The sequence below is a fragment of the Persicitalea jodogahamensis genome, assembly GCF_014651615.1.
Classification (GTDB): Bacteria; Bacteroidota; Bacteroidia; order Cytophagales; family Spirosomataceae; genus Persicitalea; species Persicitalea jodogahamensis.
In genome coordinates, this window is sequence record NZ_BMXF01000004.1 from 87,445 (window position 1) to 98,608 (window position 11,164).

General features: G+C 46.5%; 9 protein-coding genes. 4 read left to right on the forward strand and 5 right to left on the reverse strand.

Annotated features, from left to right (window positions below; translation table 11 throughout):
- The first annotated feature begins 34 nt into the window (after positions 1-34).
- Together IE117_RS18805 and IE117_RS18810 are read left to right on the forward strand one after the other, a co-directional pair.
- The gene (locus IE117_RS18805) at positions 35-190 is read left to right on the forward strand and encodes a hypothetical protein (RefSeq protein WP_189566062.1); all 156 of its coding nucleotides are present in this window, start codon (positions 35-37) and stop codon (positions 188-190) included.
- A 159-nt stretch (positions 191-349) separates the two neighbouring features.
- Entirely contained in the window at positions 350-1,021 is a 672-nt protein-coding gene (locus tag IE117_RS18810; protein WP_189566063.1) for an NAD-dependent epimerase/dehydratase family protein, read from the forward strand.
- A 27-nt stretch (positions 1,022-1,048) separates the two neighbouring features.
- Here the strand turns inward: IE117_RS18810 and IE117_RS18815 are convergent, their stop codons facing one another.
- A complete protein-coding gene (locus IE117_RS18815) occupies positions 1,049-2,665 on the reverse strand; it encodes a tetratricopeptide repeat protein (protein ID WP_189566064.1) in 1,617 nt (538 codons plus the stop codon).
- 39 nt (positions 2,666-2,704) lie between these two features.
- Here IE117_RS18815 and IE117_RS18820 point away from each other — a divergent pair, with 39 nt between their 5' ends.
- Positions 2,705-3,046: an STAS domain-containing protein gene (locus tag IE117_RS18820; RefSeq protein WP_189566065.1), complete on the forward strand. Its 342-nt coding sequence runs from the start codon at positions 2,705-2,707 to the stop codon at positions 3,044-3,046.
- An 11-nt stretch (positions 3,047-3,057) separates the two neighbouring features.
- On the opposite strand, the gene IE117_RS18825 is transcribed toward IE117_RS18820, so the two are convergent.
- The 4 genes from IE117_RS18825 to IE117_RS18840 form a co-directional block, all read right to left on the reverse strand.
- Complete coding sequence (locus IE117_RS18825; protein ID WP_189566066.1) at positions 3,058-3,453, reverse strand: response regulator; 396 nt, start codon at positions 3,451-3,453, stop codon at positions 3,058-3,060.
- Between the two features lie 161 nt (positions 3,454-3,614).
- Positions 3,615-7,982 (reverse strand): PAS domain S-box protein, encoded by a 4,368-nt coding sequence (locus tag IE117_RS18830; protein WP_189566067.1) that lies wholly within the window; start codon positions 7,980-7,982, stop codon positions 3,615-3,617.
- A gap of 6 nt (positions 7,983-7,988) precedes the next feature.
- Positions 7,989-8,531 carry a heme NO-binding domain-containing protein gene (locus tag IE117_RS18835; RefSeq protein WP_189566068.1) on the reverse strand — a complete coding sequence of 181 codons (543 nt, stop codon included), beginning with the start codon at positions 8,529-8,531 and terminating at the stop codon, positions 7,989-7,991.
- A gap of 162 nt (positions 8,532-8,693) precedes the next feature.
- The gene (locus IE117_RS18840) at positions 8,694-10,040 is read right to left on the reverse strand and encodes a sigma-54-dependent transcriptional regulator (protein WP_189566069.1); all 1,347 of its coding nucleotides are present in this window, start codon (positions 10,038-10,040) and stop codon (positions 8,694-8,696) included.
- A gap of 264 nt (positions 10,041-10,304) precedes the next feature.
- Between IE117_RS18840 and IE117_RS18845 the strand changes: the two genes are divergently transcribed.
- Entirely contained in the window at positions 10,305-11,156 is an 852-nt protein-coding gene (locus IE117_RS18845) for a glycosyltransferase (RefSeq protein ID WP_189566070.1), read from the forward strand.
- The last annotated feature ends 8 nt before the right edge of the window (positions 11,157-11,164 follow it).

An 11,164-nucleotide genomic window follows, 5' to 3' on the forward strand; every position in this document is an offset into this window, starting at 1 on the left:
GGACCTTTCGGATGCTTGGGTAAATAAATGGGAAATGAGAACAAAAGACGATTTCGGTGAAATTCTATGGGTTTGTGGTAATTCTCAATCAGTGCTGGTGATGCAAATTTTGAAATTGGTATATTGGAAGTCAAATGAGGTTCGAGCTGAAGAGCATTTGAAATTTGATAAAGTACCGGCTAGTGGGTGAAATGATTGCTGACAATAAGATATCGTGGCACGGACAAGTACCAGCATTATAAGAAACTAGTAGCGGCAGCTTACTTATTTAAAGATAGCTTATCTCCATAGTAGTGGCCTCCTGACCCACAAGGTGCGTTCACTGATTAAATCTTCAAGAAACAAGACTATGAATGTAATCGTAACGGGAGCCACGGGGATGGTTGGTGAGGGTGTAATGCACGTTTGCCTGAACCATCCGGATGTCGACAAAGTATTGGTTGTCAATCGTCGCCCTAATGGAGTCAAACATCCGAAACTAACTGAAATCATCCACCAGGATTTTTTCGATCTGTCGGCCATCGAAAACCATCTTAAAGGATACGATGCATGTTTCTTTTGTCTCGGGGTATCCTCGGTGGGTTTGAAAGAGCCCGAGTACTTCCGCCTCACGCATTCCTTAACGATGCACGTAGCCGAAACGATGGTTCGGCAGAACCCCGAAATGGTATTCTCGTATGTGTCGGGTATGGGGACTGATGGCACCGAAAAGGGCCGCAGCATGTGGGCACGGGTGAAGGGAAAAACCGAGAACGATCTTCGGAAACTACCCTTCAGAAAAGCCTATGCTTTTCGTCCCGGATTTATCAAACCCATGGAAGGGATGAAGCACGTGAATAAGTACTACAAGTACATCAATTGGTTGTTTCCTGCCGGAAGGAAACTGTTTCGAAATGGTTTTTGCACAAATGAAGAGATTGGGCTGGCGATGATCTATTCGGCCAGAAATGTGGTGCAGAAAGACGTGGTCGAAGGCCGGGACATTATCGAGTTAGCCCGGCTGGAGAGCAAGACCGTTTAGGGGCCTTGTGTTTGGCTACTTGTGCTTTCACCACTTCCATACCAGCTTTAACGTTAGCCAGTCAAACTTGTACCCTGCGCCAGTGGAGGCAGCTACGTTGCTGTTTTGATATTTGATGGATGTTTCAAAATGAAGCGTCCGGTAGCTCAGTTCACCCTGAACCCGGTAGGCGGGATTCCATTCGGCGGTCTCGATTTTCTGCATTCCACCAGCTGCCTGCATCTGAAAGTACCACTTTGCCAGATGGGGCAGCGACGTGGTGAAGTCCGCGAATATTTCAGTACTCAGGTACTGATTGGGGGCAAAATAAGTTTCGATGCTGTTGTCCCGAAAATGCAGAGCCGAAAAATTGAGTCCTCCTTTCAAGGTAGGTTCCGTGCGGAAAAGGTGGTACAGCGAACCGAAAAACTGAAGCCGCTGATTCTGGTCGTTCAGCATTCCGAAACTACCCTGCGAAAAGAATCCGTTGTTGCCATTCAGCATCAGGTGGGTAGTATACCCAAAATTATTACTGTGCACATTCTTGCCCAGCAGCGAGGCCGTGTAGTTCAGGATGTCAGAACTATACGTAAAGCCAACCATTCTTCTGTCGTTGGGCTGGTACTGCAGCAGGGCGCGACCTGTAATACCCACGAAGGAGGGCTGACCTTTCGGCGTGATGCTCTGAAAACGAAGTTCGCCCTGGCCGGTCCAGGCTTTGCTCCACCGGGTGTTCAGGGTTACTTGCCCGAAGTAGGCGGAAGTTTTCTGTTCTGATCCGGAGGTAATCTCTGAAATGCCTGCCCGGGCGCCCCATTGGTAAGTACGGTCGGCACTTTGCAGCCACCACAGGCTATTTTCGATCCTGATATTTTGACCAATGTCTTTGAAATACACAAATTCTGTCCCCGCCTGTTGGAGTTGAGTGGCACGCACCTTGGCCAGAAAACTATTTTTGTCATTCTCCGAGAATAGCGTGTCGCCCTTTTCCATGATTGCAACAGCTTCCTCATTCTCTTTTTTACCCAGGAGTACTTCAGCGTATTCCTGAAAATAGTATTTATTGGCATGCTGATCCACGAGGCTGTCGTAATACATGAGGCCTTGTGTATAATCACCGGAGGTAGTATGCAGACGGGCTTTCAGCACCAGCAACTGATCAGGAGACAAAAGTGACTTTTGTTCATTCAGAAAAGTCGCAGCCTTTCGGGTATCCCGGTTCCAAAGCATGGCATTGAAATAGTTCACAACTGCGCTGCTGTTTTCAGGGTTGCCTTTCCAGGCGCTGCGGGCCACGGTGAGCGCCTTGGCCGGCTTATGGTTCATGAATAAAGCGTATGAAAGGTTGATCTGACTAACGGTAGGTTCATATTTCAGGGGCAGAAGTTTCTGGTAAGTGCTCACCGCCTCCGAAAAGCGCCGGCTCTGCAGCATGAGATCTCCTCTGAAAAGCAGGATCTGTCCATCAACCGGATTGACTGATAGAATCGAGTCAAGTTGCTGAATTGCCTGCCCATAATTTTCTTCCATCCGATAATGTGTCGCATTTTGAATGTAACTTTCCCGCTTCTCAGCACTCAGCGATCCCACGGAGTCAGTCTGTGCAAAGAGGGGAGAAGCAGTGCCGGCCAGAAAAAATAGCAAGTAGAAGTATAAATTGTGCATTTTTATTTTCGTATACTTACCAAGAAAATTGACCATACAATGACTATATCCGGGGAACCCTTCAAGCTTAGAGACCATCAGAAAGACTGTTTTAAGATTTCGTTGAGCGGCGAATTGCAAGGGAATGATTCAGTTACCCTTCGCCAGGAAGTTGAGCGCTATTCGATCAGCGATTATGATGTGATCTATCTTGACACGCGAGAGGTTACCGGGCTCGATCTCTCATTTGTCAATGAAATTATCCATTCTGATGCCACCTTGAAAAATACCGGTAAAAGTCTGGTTTTTCTTTACCGACAAGGCTCCACTATTGAAAAATGGATTGAAACCACAGGACTGGACAAATTCGTCACGACGGCGATGGTTCCGGCAGAAGGATGAATGTTCTTTGATCAAAATGCCTGAAAGGCCCGATTCCTGGATAAGCTGGCCATAATTTTGCCAACTACTTCTTTGGAGGCATTGCCTTTGAGCAGGTAATCCAGGGAACCGTACTCCATGGCGCTGATTGCCACACCCAAATCTTCATATCCGGTGCAGAAAATCACGCCGATTCCCGGGTTATACCCTTTGATTTGTTGCAGCACATCTAAGCCGTCTTCGCTGCCCAGCTGGAAATCCAGAAAAACCAGATCGGGGTTTGAAGTGATTTCGGCACTGGCCAATTCCCCAGACTCAAAAGTCTTGATGTTGGCATATCCCATTTCATTGAGGTGCTGAGTAAGTATGGCAGTCCAGAAGGGATCGTCGTCAATAATAAAGATTAATTTGTCCATGAGAGATTTCATAATTATTTATGTTTATCTCTTATGGTACAATTGGAGTGCCACAACTGAAAAGCCCCATTTCAGGCACGTGAGGCATGATTTTGGCCAGGAGTGTTTCCAACAATAAGACGTTTTTCCATTTTTTGGAAAGTCGCATTCAAGACCAAGCCGGGCCATGAAAGCTAGCGTTCCCGAAGTTTCTGAACTATATCCGATAGAGTGGCTTCAAGATAGTGCAGTCGTTTCCCAAGTTCCTGGAAGGATTCACTGTGTTCATCGAATTTCTCCAATTCCCGGATTTTTTCTTTCAGACTTGTTATTTCCATCGTATCGACGGAAGGCTTCAGCCGGTGAGCCACTTTACGGATGGTCTCGTAATCCTGTTTTTCGAAAGCTGCCTTGAGTTCAGTTAGCGATAATTGGGACTGATCGATAAACAGGTTGATCATTTTATTGATGAAGTCCTGGTTGCCGTTGGCAATGCTGTTGAGTTTGTTCAAACTGAACAGCTCTTTGGTAGGTGCCGGAATGTCAACGGGCAGGGGCAGGGAATTGTCGCTGCCCAGCCAACGGGAAATCACTTGAATGAATTGATTTTCTTCAAACGGCTTGGAAAGGTAGTCGCTCATGCCGCTGGCAATGAAGCGGGTATCGTCACCTTTGATGGCGTAGGCGGTAAGCGCGATGATGGGAATCTCCTTGCTGATGGTGTCCCGAATGATTCGGGTCGCTTCAATTCCATCCATCACCGGCATCTGTACATCCATAAGTACCAGGTCGATGGGCTCACGACGCAGCAGTCCGATCGCACCGGAACCATTGCCTGCCTCAAACGTTTCCGCACCGTAGTTGGTCAGGAGGGTAGCTGCTACCAACCGGTTCATTTCGTTATCATCGACAATCAGGATTCTCTTTTTGGCAAGTATGGCGGTGTTAATCAAAGGGGCATCCCGTACAGGCAGGTCGGTGCTTTTTCCTTTCTGCATGGTGATTATGAACGAAATCGTGGTGCCCAGGTTTTTCTTGCTTTGCACTTCGATTTTGCCGTCCATGAGCTCGACCAACTCCTTGAAAATACTCATGCCCAGACCTGTGCCACCGTATCTCCGGGTGATGGAGCTATCTTCCTGAATGAATTTCTGAAAGAGGTTCTGAACAAACTCCTCTTCCATACCTATGCCGGTATCAGCTACGGATATACGCACGGTCTGGTGTGTGTCCGTATCCTCAACTACCAGGCAGGAAAGGTCAACGCTCCCTTTTTCAGTAAATTTAATAGCATTGGATATCAGATTGAGCAAGATCTGATTCATGCGGTAGGGATCCCCAATCAGCACGGGCGAAAGCCTTTTGTCACAATGGGAGTTGGTGAATGCAAGGCCCTTTTCTTCGGCTTTATGCATCATAACGTGCATGGCACGGCCCACGATCATTTTGGGTTCGAATCCGATCTTTTCGAGAGAGAGCTTGCCCGCTTCGATTTTGGACAGGTCCAGAATGTCGTTGATTATCACCAACAGGTTTTCAGCGGCGGAATTGATTGTATTGAGGTAAAATTTCTGGTCGGAGCTTAGTGAAGTTTTGCCCAGTTGGTTACTCATCCCCATAATGGCGTTCATGGGGGTTCGGATTTCATGGCTCATGTTGGCCAGAAACAATTCTTTGGCCCTGGTGGAAGCTTCGGCGTTGTTTTTGGCAACAGTCAGGTCCCTTTGCAGGTTTTTCTGCTCGGTGATATCCAGGTGAATGCCAATCGTGCCAGTCAGGACTCCCTTGTCGTTAAAGTTGGGGGCCTCGCTGACAAACCACCAACGAGGTTCACCGGCTTTGTTTTTAACCGTGAGTTCAAAAGTCCGGATGGCTTCATTTCCTGCTTCGCCGACAGCTTCTTCGAGATCGAAAATTTCGGATTTATTTCTGCCCAACAGCTCTTTAACCGAGTAGCCAGACATGAGGCAAAAACTCTGGTTGGCAAAAAGTACCTTCTTCCGGCTATCGCTTTCCACCAGTCCCAAATTCATGTTGGTGATGATATTCCGGTATTTTTCCTCCTGCCGCTGTAACTGCAACGCCCGCTCCCGGCGCTCGTTGACATTGAGGAGCATCTGAGCAAAAAGAAACAATAGTTTTTTTTCTTTTTCGTCGTATTGATGTGTTGTTCTGACGGAGTCGAAACCTACAAAACCGATCAGTTTGCCATCGCGAAGCATAGGTAGCGTGATCAGGCTTTTGATATTTTGCTGTTCAAGTAGCTGGCGTAGGGATTCCGGTCCACTATCGGGCAGATCCTCGACGTCGTCAACGTAAAATGGATTCCCCTTTTTATGGACTTCTAGCCAATCAGGCAGAAAAGACAGAGGAACGTTCTGCAGATTTTCAATTTCGGGAGTAATTCCCTCTCCGCACCATTCGTACAGGTTAGAGGTAGTATTTTCTATAAAATCATAGTCGAAAATGTAGGCCCGGTCTGCCTTGACAAACTCGCCGAGTTCCTGCAATGATTTTTGGACAACCGGAGCAACGCGATCAAGATCGATATTTATGTAGGCCGCCGAAACATCAATCAGGATATTCTGAAGCTCCACTTCGTGCCTGATGGTTGATTCTGCTTCTTTCCGTTCAGTAATATCGCGGATGATCCCGTCCATCCTGACGGGCTGACCGGAGTCATAGATGATGCGTCCGCTGTGGCTGACCCATCTGAGAGAACCGTCGGGTGCCAAAAACCGGTACTCCTGGCTGTAAGAACCATGCTTGGCTAAGTGATCCTTTATTAAATAAATAGATTCCGAATCTCCGACATAAACGAACTTTTCCCACCAGTCTTTTTGAATCGGGTCGGTACCTGCCAAAGTACCAAACAGGTTTTCGGCCGAAGGAGAAACGAACAGCAAATCGGAATCCTGCCAATTGTAAGACCAGACGATGTCTGACATTTCATCAAATATGCTTTCCAGCCTCTCCTTGGTATCCAGCAATTCCTCTTCGGCCTTTTTTTGGCGTGTCAGGTCGGTGTGGGTTCCGATTATTTTCAATGGTTTACCCTGGCTGTCTTTTTCGATTACCACTCCACGGTCCAACACCCACCTGACCCCTCCGTCTTCGTGCCGCAATCGGTATTCCAGCAAATGGAAATCAATTTCGCCCTGTTTATATTTCCGGTCGTTCTCAATGAGCAAATGAAGATCCTCTTCAAGTACCCGCGACCACCAGGTCTGCTCGACCGGTATTTTTTCATCGATAGAAATGCCGAGCAAGCTGAGGTTGCTATTCGAGAAAGTAGTTTTACCAGCCAGAAAATCATGTTCCCAGACATTATCACCGATTTTTTCAAGCATTAGCCGGAAGCGGCTTTCAAAATCACTGAGTTTCTTTTGCGTTTCTTTGGCTGCCGTAATGTCTTCGATCATCGTAAAGTACTGCGCAACCCTGCCGTCATGGTCAAACAGGGCTTGTCCGGAGCAGCGGCTCCAAAACCAGCTTCCGTTTTTACGATAATGAATGATTTCGACGCTAAATTTCTTGCCGGCAAGAAATGGCTCTAGCATCCCGGTTTTAGCCGATTGCTTGTCAGAGAGGGGGCCCTGGCCAATTTCTGGGGGGGTACGTCCGATTATTTCATCGTGATTGTAGCCGGTCAGCTCACAATAGCTGTCGTTAACCCAGGTGATGACCCCTTTGGCATCCGTGAAAACTACGCCGTTGGCGTTGGCGCTGGCTACCAGGGAGAGTAGTTCAATTTTATTTTCGTTTTCCTTTTGTTTGGTGATGTCCCTGCCATAGATGTTAAAGTAGGAAGTTTCGGGAAGGGGAATCGCAACGAATGAGTAGAGAATGCTGCCTACTTTCACTTCAAAAGCCTGCCGCCCGGCGTGCATGTCCAATTGCTTGGCCTTCCTTTTCCAAAACTCATCGCTCTGAAGGAGCTGTTCATCCAGAACGAAATCTCTGAGTTTTTCCGCTACCGGGTTAAGTGAGAGCATATTGCCCTCGGCGTCAAGCCGTATAAGGGGGTCGGGGTTCTGCATCGGGAAGAGGGCAATCTTGCTGATTTCTTCCGCCGCCAACTTTAATTCGGTTTTCTGCTTACCAACGGTTTTGAGCAACTGGCGCAGCTCGTCGTTAGTGATTTCCTGGTTTTTGAGCACGTGCAGCAAATCCAGCATCGAGTCGTGATGTGCGAAATCCTGAACGTTCAATCCATTTTCAGAAACCTCCTGCATGGAGTCAAACCAAGGCGAGCCTATGAAAAGCAATGCTTCGGACTCGTCGATACACTCAAATTGCCCTCTTAGTATGGTATTGTTTGAATTCGAACATTCGAGGATGACCAGCTGGTTACAGAGGGAAAGAAGAGATGGGTAGTCGTTTGCTGCTATTAGAGGACGATTGATCCTGAAACGATCGAAGAATTTATTGCCGACGCTGCCCGGATATAGTTTTTCCAGCGTGGGGCCGCAGGAATCTACCCGGAGAGAGGTATCGATCAGTAGATGAAATGGAAAAATCCGATTAAACTGATCAGTGCCAAAGCAGAATTGCGTTTCCAAAATTGATTACCATTTTAATTTAAATACTTCGTGCGAATCACCCTTGTTTCGGGTTTGAAGGAGTTCGACCTCCACCTTTGTGTCAAACATTTTTCCCAGTCCGAATAACAAGCCCCGGACGAATTCCTGTAACCCCTCCCGCTTGGAAAAATAATGTACATGCAGGCTGTTATCCGTCACATGGCTCACCTTGAATTCCGGTGGAGTAAGTTTGGGATATATCAACATGATACGATTGTGAAAGGTGGGTAGGTTGATCATGAATTCCCGAAGTGAACTACCTCCCGCCTCCATTAGCCCCGTATACTTTTCCTTACCGGTTTTGAGTATCCACCATTCTCCAAAGGCCTGCAATACATCAGACAGGGTCAGCTCCGTCACTTCGCTCACTGCTATGGCGAGTTTGAAAGTGATCTCGTCATCATAAATTTCGTGGCTAAGGAAAAAATCGGTTTTCACACCGCTGCGCTCCAACACCTCGTCCCATTTTTCATCCCCAAAATTGGCCTTGACCAACTCCTCAATCGATTTATTTATGATTCCGTACATGAACTGATAAGTGTATAGTGAGATTAATCTGAACAGAACATCAAAAGATGTTCCTCAGCTTCACACACTTACCAATTCCTTGGCTTGTAATACTTTAAGTTTTCCTATAAAAAATAGTATTCCAAAATCTGGATTGTTTTTCCATATTTTGGAAAATGGATTTTAGGCAATCTCTCCGTCCTGTATCATTTTGTAGATGGTACTTTTACCAATATCCAATGCTTGGGCTGTCGCGACCACATCGTTGTTATTCTTCTCCAGATAATGCTTGATAATGTCACATGTATGCTGCCGCAGAGTCTTGGCCTGCAGGAAATTCATGTTTTCGGGTCGGGATGACATAAAGGTGATATCATCTGCATTGATTTCACCGTTATCACACATTACGGCTGCCAAGTCCACGACAGCCTTTAACTCCCGAACATTACCTGGGAAATAGTAACCCATGAGCTTCTTCTTGGCCTCGGGCGTCAGGCTGATACTTTTTAGTTTATTATCCTCCACAAATTGATCCACAAAATGCTTGGCAAGAATAATAACGTCATTGCCGCGGTCACGCAGGGGCGGCAACTCTATGGGCAGGCCCAGAAGCCGGTAAAACAGATCCTCCCGAAAGTTTCCGTTTGCTACTTCGTCAGCCAGGTTTTTGTGGGTAGCCACAATTACGCGCACATCCAGACTTACCCGCTCATTACCACCAACCCGCACTACTTCCCGCTCCTGCAGTATCCGCAGTAGTTTGGTTTGCAGCGTAAGATTGAGCTCGGCTATTTCATCCAAAAAGATGGTCCCTCCGTTCGCATCCTCAAACTTACCAACTTTTCGTGTAACCGCACCAGTAAAAGCCCCTTTTTCGTGTCCGAACAATTCACTTTCAATAAGATCGGAAGGAATGGCGCCCATATTGACGGCTACAAAGTTCTTTTTCCTACGGTCAGAATTGTAATGAATGGCCTTAGCCACGACCTCCTTTCCCGTACCTGTTTCACCCGTAATGGATACGTTTATGTTGGTCTTGATGGCTTTTTCCATCATTGAGAATACCTTCTTCAGGGCGTTGCTTTGCCCAATGATTGTTTTCTCAAAAGTGAATTTTTGGCCAAGTTCCTCCCTGAGTTGCTCCACTTCCTTCCTCAGGGACTGGTTCTCCCTGATCCGTATGATGCTTTTCCACAGAAGGTCTTTGGTATTGTCATCCTTTACCAGGTAATCATTCACCCCTTTTTTCAGCAGGTCAACAGCCACCGAAATATTCTCCTGAGAACTAATGACTATGACGGGAAGTCCGGGATTGACTTCCTTTATTTTATCGTATAGCGCAGCGCCTGACATGTCGGGCAACGACAAATCAAGCGTGATTAGGTCAGGCTGCAGATGGAGGTTGGCCAGAAAATCCTTTGCCGAATCGAATAGGGTAATCTTATAGTCTGGATTCAGACTAAGGTGATATTCAAGAATCCTGGAATACCAGGGATCATCCTCTACAATAACTATATGATATCCAGCCATACGTGATTAATCTACGGGACAAAGATAGAAAGCGGAATATTATAAATATGTGTAAGTTACTAAATACGTATTCAAGGCTGTACGATTATGGGAATTTTTTCCAAAATCTGGAATTAAATTGAAATTAATTTTTATTAAAACACTGATAGTGAGAACGATAGTTATTTGGTATTTAAATTGTAATTCTTTTGTCAAGTAACCAAGCATATCAAGTTATCATACAAATTATTCTCATTTAATTTACTCCCAGATACCTCAATCACCATGCCTTACTCCACTTCTACTCTCTTCCCAGGTCAGACCCAAACTATTACGATTGAAAAATATGCCATCATTGTCCCCTGTTACAATGAGGAAAAAAGACTTCCCTATCGTAAATTTCTTGACTTTGCGGTGAAGCATCCGGAGGTACTGGTATGTTTTGTAAATGACGGCAGTCGTGATAAGACGCTGCCCCTGTTACGCGGACTTCAGGTTGAGTCACCCCAGAACATCTGCGTGTATAACATGAAGCAGAATGGTGGCAAGTCGGCCGCCGTGCGGGAAGGGATGCTTTACGTTCACGAAAATTTCCAGATTCCGCTTTTGGGCTTTCTGGATGCCGACCTGGCCACGACTCCCGAAGAATGGCTGCAAATGGCTAAATACAAAGAGCAGTACCCGCGTTTTGGCGCGGTGGTAGGCAGCCGGATTCCGAGGCTCGGTGCGGCCATCAACCGGGGCGATAGTCGTTCATTTGTAAGCGCTATCATCAAAATGATTATTCGCCGCATTCTGAAAGCCAATTTTCAGGATACCCAGTGTGGCGCCAAAATATTTCACCGCAGTCTGGTGCCATTCCTTTTTAATCAGGCCTTTATGACACCCTGGTTATTTGACGTGGAGATATTCCTCCGTTTGCAGAAGAAATTCGGAAAGACGACCTTGCAGAAGGGAGTTCTGGAATTTCCACTGATGCAATGGGATGAAGTAGGTGACTCAAGACTCAAATTGAAGGACACCATCAAGATTCCGCTTCAGTTGACCAGACTGTATTACAAGTACCATCTGGAAGGCAAATTCAGCCGTCCTGCCACCATGAATTTTGATTCGCCCAAGAAGATGGTGGTGGGCTGATTCAACTC

What these genes read in the sequence shown, in the direction of transcription:
- IE117_RS18805 (WP_189566062.1), top strand. Translation starts at nt 35, where the DNA reads ATGAGAACAAAAGACGATTTCGGTGAAATTCTATGGGTTTGTGGTAAT.
- IE117_RS18810 (WP_189566063.1), top strand. Translation starts at nt 350, where the DNA reads ATGAATGTAATCGTAACGGGAGCCACGGGGATGGTTGGTGAGGGTGTA.
- IE117_RS18815 (WP_189566064.1), bottom strand. Translation starts at nt 2,665, where the DNA reads ATGCACAATTTATACTTCTACTTGCTATTTTTTCTGGCCGGCACTGCT.
- IE117_RS18820 (WP_189566065.1), top strand. Translation starts at nt 2,705, where the DNA reads ATGACTATATCCGGGGAACCCTTCAAGCTTAGAGACCATCAGAAAGAC.
- IE117_RS18825 (WP_189566066.1), bottom strand. Translation starts at nt 3,453, where the DNA reads ATGAAATCTCTCATGGACAAATTAATCTTTATTATTGACGACGATCCC.
- IE117_RS18835 (WP_189566068.1), bottom strand. Translation starts at nt 8,531, where the DNA reads ATGTACGGAATCATAAATAAATCGATTGAGGAGTTGGTCAAGGCCAAT.
- IE117_RS18840 (WP_189566069.1), bottom strand. Translation starts at nt 10,040, where the DNA reads ATGGCTGGATATCATATAGTTATTGTAGAGGATGATCCCTGGTATTCC.
- IE117_RS18845 (WP_189566070.1), top strand. Translation starts at nt 10,305, where the DNA reads ATGCCTTACTCCACTTCTACTCTCTTCCCAGGTCAGACCCAAACTATT.